General features: G+C 62.4%; 14 protein-coding genes. 5 read left to right on the top strand and 9 right to left on the bottom strand.

The genetic code is table 11. The annotated features are described in order from the left end of the window. Positions 1-272 precede the first annotated feature (272 nt). The 4 genes from FCS99_RS00555 to FCS99_RS00540 all read left to right on the top strand — a co-directional run bounded on the left by FCS99_RS00555 (position 273) and on the right by FCS99_RS00540 (position 3668). Positions 273-743: a winged helix-turn-helix transcriptional regulator gene (locus FCS99_RS00555; protein WP_138509476.1), complete on the top strand. Its 471-nt coding sequence runs from the start codon at positions 273-275 to the stop codon at positions 741-743. A gap of 98 nt (positions 744-841) precedes the next feature. Next, the gene (locus tag FCS99_RS00550) at positions 842-2092 is read left to right on the top strand and encodes a parallel beta-helix domain-containing protein (RefSeq protein WP_233352603.1); all 1251 of its coding nucleotides are present in this window, start codon (positions 842-844) and stop codon (positions 2090-2092) included. Then, the gene (locus FCS99_RS00545; RefSeq protein ID WP_138509474.1) at positions 2092-3219 is read left to right on the top strand and encodes an SO2930 family diheme c-type cytochrome; all 1128 of its coding nucleotides are present in this window, start codon (positions 2092-2094) and stop codon (positions 3217-3219) included. The genes FCS99_RS00550 and FCS99_RS00545 overlap by 1 nt, the downstream gene beginning before the upstream one ends. 134 nt (positions 3220-3353) lie before the next feature. Further along, complete coding sequence (locus FCS99_RS00540; RefSeq protein ID WP_138509472.1) at positions 3354-3668, top strand: hypothetical protein; 315 nt, start codon at positions 3354-3356, stop codon at positions 3666-3668. 77 nt (positions 3669-3745) lie between these two features. Here FCS99_RS00540 and FCS99_RS00535 read toward each other — a convergent pair whose 3' ends face one another. After that, positions 3746-5116: a M28 family peptidase gene (locus FCS99_RS00535; protein ID WP_138509470.1), complete on the bottom strand. Its 1371-nt coding sequence runs from the start codon at positions 5114-5116 to the stop codon at positions 3746-3748. A 204-nt stretch (positions 5117-5320) separates the two neighbouring features. On the opposite strand from FCS99_RS00535, the gene FCS99_RS00530 reads away from it, so the two are divergent. Beyond that, a complete protein-coding gene (locus FCS99_RS00530) occupies positions 5321-5674 on the top strand; it encodes a DUF805 domain-containing protein (RefSeq protein WP_138509468.1) in 354 nt (117 codons plus the stop codon). Positions 5675-5745: 71 nt separating this feature from the next. Here FCS99_RS00530 and FCS99_RS00525 read toward each other — a convergent pair whose 3' ends face one another. From FCS99_RS00525 to FCS99_RS00490, 8 genes are read right to left on the bottom strand one after another with little or no spacing between them, the layout of a single operon-like run. Further along, positions 5746-6720, bottom strand: coding sequence for an NADPH:quinone oxidoreductase family protein (locus FCS99_RS00525; protein ID WP_138509466.1), 975 nt, complete (start codon positions 6718-6720; stop codon positions 5746-5748). A 37-nt stretch (positions 6721-6757) separates the two neighbouring features. Continuing rightward, positions 6758-7678: an SDR family NAD(P)-dependent oxidoreductase gene (locus FCS99_RS00520; RefSeq protein WP_138509464.1), complete on the bottom strand. Its 921-nt coding sequence runs from the start codon at positions 7676-7678 to the stop codon at positions 6758-6760. Between the two features lie 28 nt (positions 7679-7706). Further along, positions 7707-8165 carry a MaoC family dehydratase gene (locus FCS99_RS00515; protein ID WP_138509462.1) on the bottom strand — a complete coding sequence of 153 codons (459 nt, stop codon included), beginning with the start codon at positions 8163-8165 and terminating at the stop codon, positions 7707-7709. Then, positions 8165-9877, bottom strand: coding sequence for a class I adenylate-forming enzyme family protein (locus FCS99_RS00510; RefSeq protein ID WP_138509460.1), 1713 nt, complete (start codon positions 9875-9877; stop codon positions 8165-8167). Before FCS99_RS00510 ends, FCS99_RS00515 begins: the two co-directional genes overlap by 1 nt. 6 nt (positions 9878-9883) lie before the next feature. Continuing rightward, a complete protein-coding gene (locus FCS99_RS00505; RefSeq protein ID WP_138509458.1) occupies positions 9884-11122 on the bottom strand; it encodes an acyl-CoA dehydrogenase family protein in 1239 nt (412 codons plus the stop codon). A gap of 56 nt (positions 11123-11178) precedes the next feature. Continuing rightward, positions 11179-11973 (bottom strand): SDR family oxidoreductase, encoded by a 795-nt coding sequence (locus FCS99_RS00500; RefSeq protein ID WP_138509456.1) that lies wholly within the window; start codon positions 11971-11973, stop codon positions 11179-11181. Positions 11974-11996: 23 nt separating this feature from the next. Then, positions 11997-13136 carry an acyl-CoA dehydrogenase family protein gene (locus FCS99_RS00495; RefSeq protein WP_138509454.1) on the bottom strand — a complete coding sequence of 380 codons (1140 nt, stop codon included), beginning with the start codon at positions 13134-13136 and terminating at the stop codon, positions 11997-11999. A 28-nt stretch (positions 13137-13164) separates the two neighbouring features. Continuing rightward, positions 13165-14331 carry an acyl-CoA dehydrogenase family protein gene (locus FCS99_RS00490; protein WP_138509452.1) on the bottom strand — a complete coding sequence of 389 codons (1167 nt, stop codon included), beginning with the start codon at positions 14329-14331 and terminating at the stop codon, positions 13165-13167. Positions 14332-14400 lie beyond the last annotated feature (69 nt).

Below are 14400 nucleotides of genomic sequence, written 5' to 3'. Positions count from 1 at the left end.
CGCCCTATCAACAACTTATTATATTTCTTAGACGCATTTGAAACACCCTAGGCCAGATGCAATTGGTTGTCATTCCAACAAGGGGGTCGCCAAAACCTCTTGACCATGTATCCTGTCTGGACATTTTTTTATGCACGGACTGGTTCCGCGAGGGATAGTCTGTTTGAGTAGATCGTCTGATCTTCCAGGGGCCAGGGCTGGAGGGTTTTTCGGTTCAGCGTATCAATCCAAAAGGCCGCTTGGGCAGTGGCCGGTATTTGGGGGACCTAAGGATGGGTCGGAAACGTTTCGACGAAATGTCGTGTGCGATTGCACAGACTTTGAACCAGGTTGGGGACTGGTGGACGCTCTTGATCGTCCGGGACGCCATGAAAGGCGCCCGCCGTTTTTCGGATTTCCACGAAAGCACCGGAATCGCGAAAAACATCCTGACCGACCGCCTCAACAAGCTTGTCGACAATGGCATCATGGTTCGTGAAGAAGTTGGCGTGCGTGGCCAGCGTCAGGAATACGTCCTGACCGAGCGCGGCGAAGCCCTCTTCCCGATCCTCATGGCGATGCAGCAATGGGGTGACAAGTGGATCTACGGCGATGACGAGGCCCCGGTTGAGGTCTTCGACAGCCGGACCGGCGAAACGCTCGCCCCGATCCAGGTGGCCAATGAGAGCGGTGAGGAAGTCACCCACCGCGAACTCGGCTCTCGTGAGCGCGGCGGTTCGTCCTCCATGCGCGAGGCCGGCTGACCACCCCGTCTTTGGCGGATCGCTTCCCGAATCGACATGAACAATGTTCACTCCTAGTCTGAAGCCCTGAAAAAGGGCTCAGACGGGGAGAGTGTATTGTGAAACAGGATATCGCGACATGGGTCGGCGCCGGGCTGGGCTTGTCCAGCCTGCTGCTCGCCGGGTGCGGCGGGCCGGCGGAGCGGGACGTGGCCAGCGCCGACCGCAGCTATCAGAACCAGCTGATCGAGCAACTCATCGACGCCCAGCCGGGTGATGTGATCGAGATTCCCGAAGGCGTATTCGCCTTTGACCGTTCGCTCAGCCTGACCGTGGACGGTGTCACGATCCGCGGCCAGGGCGCCGACCGCACCATTCTGTCCTTCCAGGACCAGGCTCAGGGTGCGGAAGGCCTTCTGGTCACCGCCAGCGACTTCACCATCGAGGACCTCGCCATCGAGGATACGATCGGCGACGGGCTGAAGGTGAATGAGGGCGAGAACATCATCATTCGCGGCATCCGCGTGGAATGGACCAATGGTCCGGACACGAATAACGGCGCCTACGGGATCTATCCGGTCCAGACCACGAATGTGTTGGTGGAGGATTCCATCGCCATCGGCGCAGCCGATGCTGGCATCTATGTCGGCCAATCCCGCAATGTCGTGGTGCGCCGGAACCGGGCCGAACGCAATGTCGCCGGGATCGAGATCGAGAACACGATCGGCGCGGACGTCTACGAGAATGTCGCGACCGAGAATACGGGCGGCATCCTGGTCTTCAACATGCCCAACCTGCCACAGCCAGGCTATTGGACGCGCGTCTACAACAATCATGTCTTCGCCAACAATACCGGCAATTTCGGACATGAAGGCACGCCGGTTGCCTCCATCCCGGCCGGGTCCGGCATCGTTGTGAATTCCAACGACCAGGTCGAGATTTTCGATAATCAGATCGCCGACAACCGGACCGCCAATATCATCATCTCCTCCCTGCATTCGACGGGGTATTCCGACTATGCCGTGCAGGAGGATTTCGATCCCTATCCCGAGGGCATCCATATCCACGGCAATGCCTTCTCCGGCGGCGGCAACAATCCGGACGGGCTGGACCTGCAAGGCCTCAAACTCGTCGTCGCTGGCCCGCTGGGCCGCATGCCCGACGTGTTGTGGGACGGATATTTCGATGCCGACAAGCTCGTCGATGGCGAGATGCCGGCCGAACTCCGCATCTGCCTGAACAATGGCGAAGCCGGACTGGTCAATGCGGATGGCCCCAATGGCTATGAAAACCCGTCCGTGGTGACCGAGGCGCACCAATGCTCCCTGGATCCGCTTCCGGCGGTCGAACTGGCGCTTGCGAACCCGTAATGCGCTGGCTGACGATGGCTTTCGCGCTTCTGCTGGCCGCATGCGGCGGCCAGCAGACAGCCACGCCGACCTTCATTGCTGAAGGCAATCCGCCGATCCTGAGCGATTGGGGCATGATGGTCTCCGACGGGCGAAGCCTGACCCTGTCCGAGGGCGTGCTCGCCTATGACCTCAATACGCCGCTCTTCTCGGACTATGCCCACAAGCAGCGCACGATCTGGATGCCGGACGGCGTCAACGCGATCTATCGTGAAGGCGATGTCCTGGACTTCCCCGTCGGCACGGTGATCACCAAGACCTTCTACTACCCCCGTGGCGACGCTGCGGATGAAGTGCGATTGACGACAGCCACCGCGACCGGCTGGCGACCCGACGGTCTGGACCTGTCTGACATCCGTCTCGTGGAAACCCGCATCCTGGTCCATCGGGAAAGCGGATGGATCGCCCTGCCCTATGTCTGGAACGAGGACCAGACCGAAGCCGTCCTGCAGCGCGCCGGCGATCTGCAACACCTCACCCTGGTCAGCGAAGATGGTAGCCGACAGGCCCTGCCCTATGCCGTGCCCAATGCCAATCAGTGTGCGGGCTGTCATGCCATCAACAATACCACGCGGCAGATCCAGCCGATCGGCCCGGCCGCGCGCCACATCAATCGCGAGTATGCCTATGCGACCGGCGCGCAAAACCAGCTGACGGCTATGGTCGAGGCGGGGTATCTTGAGGACCATCCCGCACTGGACGCAGCGCCGCAAGCGGCGGTCTACACCGATCTGTCCGCCCCGCTGGATGACCGCGCCCGCTCCTATCTCGACATCAATTGCGCGCATTGCCACAACCCGGTGGGGCCGGCCGACACGTCAGGCCTGCACCTGAATGCGGATGCGCCGGTTGGCCCCAATCTGGGCCTCTGCAAACTGCCGATCGCAGCGGGCGGCGGGACCGGTGGTCGCCGCTTCTCCATCCAGCCCGGCCAACCGGACGAATCCATCCTGGTCTACCGGATGGAAATCAACGATCCCGGCTCGATGATGCCGGAGCTGGGACGCAGCGTCCGGCACGAGGAAGGCATCGCCCTGATCACGGACTGGATCGCGCAGATGGAGGCCCGATGCCACCAGGCCGGATGACGCTCGCCTGTCACGCGAATTTCTTGAAATTCTTCATTGAGAAGGCGAGGCGAACCGCCTAGCCTCCTCTTCGGGCTTGGTGAGAACAACAAGAATGGCCGGCCCGAAATCCAGTCATTTCCAAGGGGGAAATCATGATCATCACCACACTCGCAGCCGCAGCGCTGCTGCAGGCCTCTGCGGCCGACATCCTGGTCGAGAACGCACTTCACATCTCCACCAGCCAGGGTGAGTACACCACGTATTTCAATGAAGACGGCACGTATTCGACGTCGATCGGCATCAGCGGCAGCTGGTGGCTGGAAGGCTCGGAACTGTGCGTCGAGCGCTCCACCGGTGAAGGCGGCTGCCAGCCGCTGCAGGAAGGCCTCAGCCTCGGCGACAGCTGGCAGGCCGAGAACCCGACCATCGGTGAGACCGTCACCTACACGATCGTTCCGCGCGGCTGAGCCGGCGGTTCATCCGGACACAAAAAACGGGACGCCTTGCCGGGCGTCCCGTTTCTTTTGGTCGGTATCGCGCCGCCCTACTCGCCGAAACTGCCGGCTGCGCCCGGGAAGACGACAGGCGTTTCAGACCCGTCCAGTGCCACGGCGGAGACGCCGAAATAGTAGTTGTCGATCACGACATTTTCGAGCGTGAAACTGTCGACCCGGCCGACGAAACGGCTCCATTGCCATTGCGGCTGATCAGTCAGACGCCAATAGACCCGGTAACCCGCCAAATTCTCAGCAGCCTCACCACTGGCCGCAGTCCAGCTGAGCGTGGTGGAGGGCTGGACAGCGCCCTCGATCGTCACATTCGCCGGGAATGGCGGTGCGCCCGCCATCTGGGCCATGACGGCCACGTTGAGCGAGGTCAGCCGGGCGGCATGATCAAAGTCCACACCGTCCACCGTGTCCCCATAAGGCCGGCCATCCTCGGTCCGCAGGTCCTGGTGCTGGCGGTCGTAATGCTCATTCGTCTCCATGATCCGCACGCCGGGAATGCCGACCGCGTTGAAGGGACGGTGGTGACCACCCCGGCCGAACCGGTCGAGCCGGTAGACCATCATCACATCGAGATTGGGGATGTACTGGTCCGCGGTCCGGTCGACGAAACGCGCCAGATTGCGCGACGGACTGTCGACCTCGCCGCCCGTGAAGCGCCGGATGCGCGCCTCCTCGGGTGTTTCCACGGCCCGCGTGCCTTCGGAAAAGACCCGGGCCGTAGTGTTGTTGATGACACCATTGATGCCGGAGATGTTCCCGATCATGTCATTGTTGAGCACGCCCTTGATGCGCCAGCCCTCGTCCAGGGCATACTCGGCGACGATCTGGCCACCGAACAGGCCCTGCTCTTCCCCGGACAGGCCGGCATAGATGATGGAACCGTCGAACTCGTGCTGGGAAAGGACACGCGCCGCCTCGATGACACCGGCCATGCCGGACGCATTGTCATTGGCGCCGGGGCTGTCGGACGTGCCATCGAGCGGATCCGTCACACGGCTGTCGATATCGCCGGACATCATGACATAGCGGTCCGGATCGATCCGTCCACGCTGAATGGCGATCACGGAGACGACTTCAGTGGGTTCGGGAATGCGGCGTTCGCCGGAAATCGTGTCGGAGACATACATCACTTCGAGACAGCCACCGCATTCGGCGGAGATGCGCTCGAACTCGTCATGGATCCAGCGGCGGGCCGCCCCGATGCCACGTATGTCGCTTTCGGTCTCCGACAGGGTGTGACGCGTACCGAAACCGGCCAACGTGCGGATATCCGCCTCGATGCGGTCAGCGGAAACCGCCGTGACATAGTCATGCACGGCCAGAACTTCCGACGGCGGTGCCTGATCCTGGGCAAGGGCCGGAACCGACAGACAGGCTATTACGGCCGGAGCTAGAAGATAACGCATCACAAAACTCCCCAATTGAGCTGGAAAGGAGTTTGGGCCGCCCGTCGCTTGCGTCAAGGCGCAGCCTGCGCGTGGCAGGACTGCCGGTGCCAAAACCCCTGATTTACCGCAGCAGGAGTTTTCCCCAAAAACCAACGCAAGGCGCTTGCCTTTTCCCCGGTTACGGGAACACATTGCGTGTGCAATTCAACATGGGGGGAGCAAATGGGCTTCGTCGACGCCATCAAGAGTGGCTTTAACAACTATGTGAATTTCCAGGGCCGCGCCCGCCGCAGCGAGTACTGGTTCTGGTTCCTCTTCACATTCCTGCTGAGCATCGTGGCGTCGATCATAGACGGCATCTTCGGCATCTACCTTGTGGCCGGCCTCGCCTTGCTGGCGACCATCCTGCCGAGCATCGCCGTCGGTGTCCGCCGCCTGCACGATACCGGTCGCTCAGGCTTCTGGCTTTTCATCGCCCTGATCCCTCTGGTCGGTGCGATCGTGCTGATCATCTTCTATGTCAGCGACAGCCAGCCCGGCGCCAACAAGTACGGTCCGAATCCGAAAGGCCTCTAGGCCTGGCTTCACGGCAAAAAGAAAGGGCGGCCCCGGCGGGACCGCCCTTTTTTGTGACTGCCTTTCGGTGCCTAAGGCACCAGAACGACCTTGCCGATGGCCCGGCGGCCCGACAATTCGTCGAACGCCGCCAGAAAGTCCTCGAACTTGTAGGTCCCGGCCACGTGCGGCTTGATCTGGCCCTTCTCGAACATGGCGAACATTTCTTCCATGTTCTTGACGTGCTCGCCCGGCATGGCACCGGCCCAGGCCCCCCAGAACACACCCACGACACTGGCCACCTTCAGAAGCGGCAGGTTGAGCGGGAGCTTGGGAATGTCACCGGCGGCAAAACCGATCACGAGATGCTTGCCACCAAAGGCGATACCGCGGAAGGCGGCCTCGGAATAGTCGCCACCGACCGGGTCATAGATCACGTCCACACCCTTGCCGCCGGTCAATTCCTTGATCCGCGATTTCAGGTCTTCCGTTGAGTAGTTGATGACCTCGTCGGCGCCATGCTCCTTGCAGACGGCCAGCTTCTCGTCGCTGGACGCGGCCGCGATGACCTTGGCGCCCATCGCCTTGCCCAGTTCGACAGTCGCCAGACCAACGCCACCGGCGGCACCGAGGACCAGCAGGGTCTGGCCCGGCTTGAGCTCGGCGCGCTGTTTCAGCGCGTGGTACGAGGTGCCGTAGACGATGGTCAGACCGGCCGCCGCCTCAAAAGACATGCTGTCGGGGAATTTCGTCAGGGCCTCGGCCGGGCACACGGCCTTTTCGGCAAAGGCCCCCGTCGCACCGCGGAAGATGACCTTGTCACCCACCGTATAGCCTTCCACGCCCTCGCCCACTTCCGCGATTACGCCTGCCCCTTCCGTGCCGGGCACGAAGGGAAGTTCCGGCTTGAACTGGTACTGGCCGCGCACGCAAAGCAGGTCGGGGAAGTTGAGCCCGCCCGCCTTGACGTCAATGAGGACGTGACCGGGCTTGAGGTCCGGATCCGCGACCTCTTCCACGGTCATGTTCTTTTCCGGGCCGAATTCCCGGCAGAGAAGCGCTTTCATGGGAGACCTCCGTCTCTTTGCTGTCAGGTCCGGGCGATCAGCCCAGTTTCACACCGTGATGGGCCGCAGCCTTGGTGAGGAATTTGATCGTCTGTTCGCCGCCCGCGGTGAATTCCTTCTGGGCGGACGGATCCAGGATCGCGTCGAACTGCGCGGCGACATTTTCCGGCGTCAGCTCTTCCGGCGGCAGGTAGATACCGTCGGTCTCGTAGATCTTGGTCGCGGCGAAACCGCCGGCACCGGCGCACAGGACCGTCCGGGACGGGCCGTCCTCGGAGACCAGATAGACCAGGCCGGTCGCCACGGTTTCCGGCTTCATCAGCTCAAGCGCGGCAGGCGGCAGCAGGCCTTCGGTCATGCGGGTCGCGGCGGTCGGAGCCAGACAGTTGACGCGGATGTCGTATTTCTGGCCTTCCAGGTGCAGCGTGTTCATCAGGCCCACCAGACCCATCTTCGCCGCGCCGTAATTGGACTGGCCGAAATTGCCATAGATGCCCGAGGAGGAGGACGTCATGGCGATCCGGCCGTAATTCTGCTCGCGCATGATTTCCCAGACCGCCTTGGTGCAGACCACCGAGCCCATCAGGTGAACCTGGACCACCGCTTCAAAGTCGCTCAGCTCCATCTTGGAGAAGGACTTGTCGCGCAGGATGCCGGCATTGTTCACCAGCACGTCCACCCGGCCCCATTTGTCCATGGTCTGGGCGACCATGTCGGCGACTTCGTCAGCCTTGGTCACATTGGCCTTGTGGGAGATGGCCTCGCCACCCGCCGCGCGGATTTCCTCGGCCACATCCTCGGCAGCCGAACCGGAGCCGGCCCCATCAACCGAACCGCCCAGATCATTGACCACGACCTTCGCGCCACGGGCGGCCAGGGCCATGGCATGACAACGCCCCAGACCGAGCCCGGCACCGGTGACGATGGCCACACGGCCGTCATAACGAATTTCACTCATACGGGTGTCCCCTTCACTCGATTGGATGTCAGCCGACGATCTGAAGCGTCAGCCACTCGGCCATCAGGGCCGGTTTTTCCTCACCTTCGATCTCCACGGAGACCGCATATTTCAGCATCCACTGGCCCGGCTTGCGTTCCGTGGCCTCGGCCAGGGTGAAGCGGCCGCGGATTTTCTTGCCGGCGCGTACGGGCTGGAGGAAGCGGACTTTCTCGAAACCGTAATTGATGCCCATCTGGATCCCGTCGATGACAAGGGACGTGCCAGCAGCCAGGGCCGACAGCATGGACAGCGTCAGGAAGCCATGGGCGATGGTACCGCCGAAGGGCGTCTGCTTGGCCTTCTCTTCATCGATATGGATGAATTGATGGTCTTCGGTGACGTCGGCGAACACATTGATCCGCTCCTGGTCGATCTCGATCCAGTCGGACACACCGACTTCCTGGCCCACAATCCCGGCCAGGTCCTGTGCCTTCACTACGGCCATTATGCGTTCTCCTTGTCCGTCAGAAGCATTTTGCGAAGTCCCGGCTTGTCGATCTTCGACGTGCCACCGCGCGGCAGCGGCTCATCCATGCGCCAGATCGTTTCCGGGATCTTGAAGGCCGCCAGATGCGGCTTGAGGAAGTCGCGAATGTCCTCGTCGGACAGGGTCACACCCTCGCGAATATAGACCGCAGCGCCCACCGTCTCGCCGAGACGCTCGTCCGGCACACCGATCACGGCAGCTTCCTGGATGTCGGGATGCTTGGCCAGCGCCCCTTCCACCTCCAGGCAGGAGACATTCTCGCCGCCACGCAGGACCATGTCCTTGATGCGATCGACAATGAAGAGGAAGCCGTCTTCGTCGATGATGCCGACATCCCCGGTCTTGAACCAACGATCCGCGGTCAGCACATCGGCTGTCGCCTCGGGCTGGTTGAGATATTCGCGGAACACGGCCGGCGACTGGATCCAGACCTCGCCCGGTTCCCCGGTCGGCGTCTCGTTCCCGTCGGGGTCGACCGTCTTGATGAAGGTCACCGCCGGCAGCGGCGCGCCTGCAGAGCCCGGCTTGGCCTGGTATTCCGCCAGACCATTATAGGTGCCCAGCGCATTGGTCTCGGTCAGGCCGTAACCCGATGCGGACCAGGCCTGCGGGAAGACCTCGTTGATCTTCTTCACATGCGCTTCGGGACGCTTGGCACCACCCGTGCCCAGGCTTTGCAGCGTGTCCAGCGTGATGCCACGACGTTCCGCTTCCAGCACAATCTCGTGCGACATGGTCGGCACGCCGGTCACGTCCGTGATCTTTTCCTGCTGGATCAGGTCCACGGCCACAGCCGGGTCCCATTTTCGCATCAGCACCATTTTTCGGCCCGAGAAGACCGACAGCATGAAGACGGCGTGCGACCCCGTGCAGTGGAAAAGCGGCAGGCAGACCAGAATGGACGGGTCACCATCGGTGAAGTCCTGATCGCCATTGGCCAGTCGCAGGGCCGCGCCCAGCAGGGCAAAGGACAGGATGGTCGTCACCGCCCCGCGCTGGGTCAGCACCGCACCTTTCGGCTTTCCGGTCGAACCGGAGGTGTAGAAGATCGCGAAATCACTGTCGGTGTCGATCTCGATGGCCGGAGCCGGTTTGCCGGCCCCTGCTGCCATGATCGCATCCAGCGTGTCGTCGGTATTCTCGACATCACTGCGACCGGCGATCAGGGTGAGGCCGAGCGCGTCCTTGTGCGGACGAATGCGCTCGATCTGACGCCCGCCCGCGATCACGATCTTGGCCTCGCAATCCTTCAGCGCGAAGGCCATCTCTTCACTGGTCCACCAGCCATTCATTGGCACGATGACGCCACCGGCCGCCAACACACCAAGGAAGACCGCCATCCATTCCGGGGAATTGCGCATGGCCAGGGCCACACGCGTGCCCGGCGTGACGCCATGGCGCTCGATCAGCCCATTGGCCACGGCGACGGACTTCGCCGCCAGCTCGTTGAAGGTCCAACGCTGATCCTCGAACACCACGGCTTCCGCATCGCCATGCTCAAGGCATTTGGCGAGCAGGAAGCGCAGATCGGCCGGGGCGTTCACATAGGCGAGCTGTTTGACACCGAGCACCTCGGTCTCGCCGACATTGAGCACCTCTTCCGCCTGGGTGACCTGTTTGGCAATCGCTTCAAGCTGCGCCCGGGGAGGCGCGGGTTTACGCTGTGCCATGTGGACTTAGCCCTCCAGGGATTCGTTGATGTATTGCTTGAGCTCCTTGCGGGCGATGACCATGCGGTGCACCGCGTCAGGACCATCCGCAAAGCGCAGCGTGCGCAGACCGGTCCACATGCCGGCCAGCGGCGTATCCTGGGAAATCCCCAGACCGCCATACATCTGCATCGCCTCATCCACCGTCTCCAGCGCCACGCGCGGAGCGATGACCTTGATCTGGGAGATGTAGGGTGCCGCGGCGCGCGGATCGCCCTGATCCATCATCCAGGCCGCCTTCAGGCAGAGAAGACGGGCCTGTTCGATCCCCATTCGGCGCTCGGCAATGATGTCGTAATTGGCGCCCAGCTTGGCCAGCGGCTTGCCGAAGGCTTCACGCGAGAGCGAGCGACGGCACAGCAGTTCCAGCGCCCGTTCGGCCTGGCCGATGGCGCGCATGCAGTGGTGGATACGGCCCGGCCCGAGGCGGCCCTGGGAAATCTCGAAGCCACGACCCCGTCCGAGGATGAGCGCATCCTTGGGCACGCGGACATTGGTGAAGCGGATATGCATGTGACCGTGCGGCGCATCATCCTGACCGAAGACCATCATGGGGCGCAGGATTTCAATACCCGGCGTCTTGGCGTCGACCAGGAATTGCGAGTGCTGGCCGTGGCGCGGCGCGTCATCGCCCTCGGTCTTGGCCATCAGGATGTAGACAGCACAGCGCGGATCACCGGCGCCCGAGGACCAGTATTTCTCGCCATTGAGCACCCACTCATCGCCGTCCAGCTGGGCGTCGAAAGCAATGTTGGTGGCGTCCGACGAGGCCACATCCGGCTCGGTCATGAGATAGGCGGAACGGATCTGGCCTTCCAGCAGCGGCTTGAGATACTTCGCCTTCTGCTCTTCATTCCCGTAGCGCTCGATGACTTCCATATTGCCGGTATCCGGCGCGGCGCAGTTGAACACTTCCGGCGCCAGCGGGGACCAGCCCATTTCCTCGGCAAGATAGGCGTATTCGACGGTGGACAGGCCATAGCCGCGCTCACTGTCGGTGAGCCAGAAATTCCACAGACCGCGCTCGCGCGCCTTGGACTTGAGGCCTTCCAGGATTTCCGTCTGGCGCGCCGTGAAGGACCAGCGATCACCCTCGCGGCCGATCTCGTGGTGGTAGGCTTCCTCGGCCGGCATGATTTCGTCCCGCACCATGGCGCGGACCTGATCGATGAGCGGCTTCACTTTTGCGGTGACACCCAAATCCATATTCTACTCCCCTATCGGCTCTCTCGTCTGTGGTTTCTGTCTTTATTTCGCTTCGGTCAGACCGGGCGGCCCCGGTCTCCCATCATCATACGGCGGAATTTGCGCATTCCGCCCAGCCAGCGATCCCGTTGGGAGGCGCGGGCGATTTCGTATCCGGACACCGTATCATGCGGCAGGGCCAGGAAACGCTTTTCCGCGATCGCGGCGAGCATTTCATTGGCCACGTCAGCGGGTTCCTTGATCCCATCAGCCCCGGCGATGCCGCCATTCGAATCGCTGCCGCCCAGCATGTCGGTCCGCACGGCCTGCGGGCACACGCAGACCACTTGCAGGCCTTCATCGCCATGCGCGACCGCAAGGCTCTCGGCGAAGGCCACGGCCGCATGCTTGGTGGCCGTATAGGACGTCGCCCCGATCTGGGCGAGCAATCCGGCCGCCGAAGCCACGAGGACGAAGATACCGCCCCCGCGCGGTTTCATGCGCGGCCAGACCTGACGCGCGCCATGCACGGCGCCCATCACATTGACCTGGAAACTGTCGAGCCAGTCCTTGTCCGACGCACCAGCCGCATCCCAGCTGGGCTCGTCCGTGCGCAGGATGCCGGCATTGGAGACATAGACATCCACCGGGCCGAGCTTGGTCTCGACCGCATCAAGGAAGGCCTCGATATCGGCTTCCCTGGTGACATCGACCGTGGCCCCGATCCCGCCAAAGGCCTTGGCGGCCTCTTCGGCGCCGTTCAGGTCCGCCAGGGCGATCTTCGCGCCCTGGGCGTGGAAGGCCTCGGCCATGGCATAGCCGATACCACGGGCCCCGCCTGTGATGGCGACGACTTTTCCGGCGTAATCCATGTGTCTCTCCCCGATCACCTGGATCAATAATTGCGCATGCGGGCGAACTTGTCGGCCTGGAAATTGGCATCGCCGTAGAGCGCCTCGGCGACCCGAACGCGCTTCATGAAGAAGCCGACATCATACTCGTCCGTCATGCCGATCCCGCCATGCATCTGCAGGGCTTCCTGGGTGGCCAGCTGGGCGACCTGGCCCATCTTGGCCTTGGCCGCACAGACCAGGATCGCGGCATGGTCCGGGGCCGCATCCAGGGTCTGAAGGGCCTTGAGCACGACCGATTTGCCCAGCTCGACTTCCGAGTAAAGGTGCGCGGCACGGTGCTGAAGCGCCTGGAAAGTCCCGATAATGGCGCCGAATTGCTTGCGTTCCTTGAGATAGCTCGCGGTCGTCTCCAGGCATTGCTGGGCCGAGCCGGACATTTCCGCGGACAGGCCGGCCCGCCCCGCATCCAGAACGCCTTCGAGCGTCTTGAGGCCGCCATCGACCTCGCCGAGCACGGCATCGGCCGTGACTTCGACATTGTCCAGCGTGACGCGGGCGGAATTGCGGCTGTCGACCATATCGCTGCGCTCGACGGAGACACCGGCAGCGTCGCGCGGCACGAGGAAGAGCGTGATGCCTTCCGCCTCGGTTTCGCTACCGGCCGTCCGGGCCGACACGATCAGCATGTCGGCGACATGCCCTTCCGCGACGAAAGTCTTCCTGCCATTGAGCTTGAAACCGTTGCCCGAGCGCTCGGCGGTCGTGGCAACCTTGGACGGAGCATGCTTGCCGCTCTCATCCACGGCGATCGCGGTGATCGCATCACCGGCGGCGATGCGCGGCAGCCATTCGGACTTCTGGGCATCCGTGCCGAAACGGCTGAAAGCGGTCGCACCCATGATGGCGGTGGACAGGTAGGGCGAGGCCGTCAGCGTGCGGCCCATCTCCTCGGCGATGACGCCCGCAGCGACATAGCCCATCTCCACACCGCCGAAATCTTCCGGCACGAGAACGCTGGTCCAGCCCATTTCCGCCATGGCGGACCAGGTCTTGCGGTCGAAACCATCCTCATTCTTCTCGTCGCGCAGCTTGCGCAACTGGCTGACCGGCGCGCTGCCGGTCAGAAATCCCTTGGCGGCATCCTTGAGCATGCCGGCTTCTTCATTGAGCACCATGGCCATGAGTCAAATCTCCTCTGAGTGGTGCGTCTTAGGCAGACGGCAATTGCAGGATGCGTTTGGCAATAATGTTGAGCTGGACCTCACTGGTCCCGCCCTCGATCGAATTGCCCTTGGATCGCAGCCAGCCGCGGGCGACATCGTCCTCGCCACCCCACTCCAGGCCATCGGACCCGGAACTATCCATCAACAGTTCCAGACGGCGCTTGTTGAACTCGGTGCCATAGTATTTCAGCACGGAGGAATTGGCCCCGGTGCCCTGCCCGGCCTTGGCCTCGTCGGCCACGCGCTCCATCGTGAACATGAAGGCCATGCCGTCGATTTCGGCCCGGGCCACGTCAGCCCGCAGGAAGGGATCTGCGAGCTGACCGGTTTCATTGAGACCCACCTGCTGGACCGCGATATCGCCCATCGGACGCATGCCGCCGGAGCCCATGCCACCAATCATTTCGCGCTCATGGGTGAGCAGGTATTTCGCCACATCCCAGCCGCGGTTCAGCTCGCCGACGAGATTGTGTTTCTCGGCTCGGGCATCGTCGAAGAAAGTCTCGCAGAAGGGCGAAGCGCCGGAGATCAGCTTGATCGGTTTGGTCGTGACACCCGGCTGATCCATGTCGACGAGGATGAAGGAAATCCCGTTATGCTTGGACGCTTGGAAGTCGGTCCGGACCAGGACGAAGATCCAGTCGGCCTTGTCGGCATAGGAGGTCCAGATCTTCTGGCCGTTGACGATATAGTGGTCGCCCTTGTCTTCGCACTTTGTCATCAACGCAGCGAGGTCGGAGCCGGCATTCGGCTCGGAATAACCCTGGGCCCAGCGAATCTCGCCGCGCGCGATCGGCGGCAGATGTTCCAGCTTCTGTTCGTGCGTACCGTATTTGAGAAGCGCCGGCCCAAGCATCCAGATCCCGAAGGACTGAAGCGGCACGCGCGCCTTGATGCGTTGCATCTCTTCGCGGAGAATCTTGGCTTCCGCCTTGCTCAGACCGCCACCGCCATATTCGGTTGGCCATTCCGGCACCGTCCAGCCTTTTTCGGCCATCCGGTCAAGCCACAGTTTTTGCGGTTCGGAAAACTTGAATTTCTTGCCGCCCCAGACTGCGTCGGCTTCCGACTGCATCGGCTTGCGCATTTCTTCGGGACAATTGGCTTCGAGCCACTCCCGTGTTTCCTGGCGGAACGCTTCAAGATCAGCCATGCGACTCCCCTTCCGTCATTTTTTCGAGCATTCGGTATGATGCACTTGCGAAGACGTTAGCGCCCCTGC

The organism is Maricaulis alexandrii (assembly GCF_005871165.1).
GTDB lineage: Bacteria > Pseudomonadota > Alphaproteobacteria > Caulobacterales > Maricaulaceae > Maricaulis > Maricaulis alexandrii.
The sequence above is the reverse complement of the archived record's forward strand: the minus strand, read 5'-3'. Positions and strand labels throughout refer to the sequence as shown.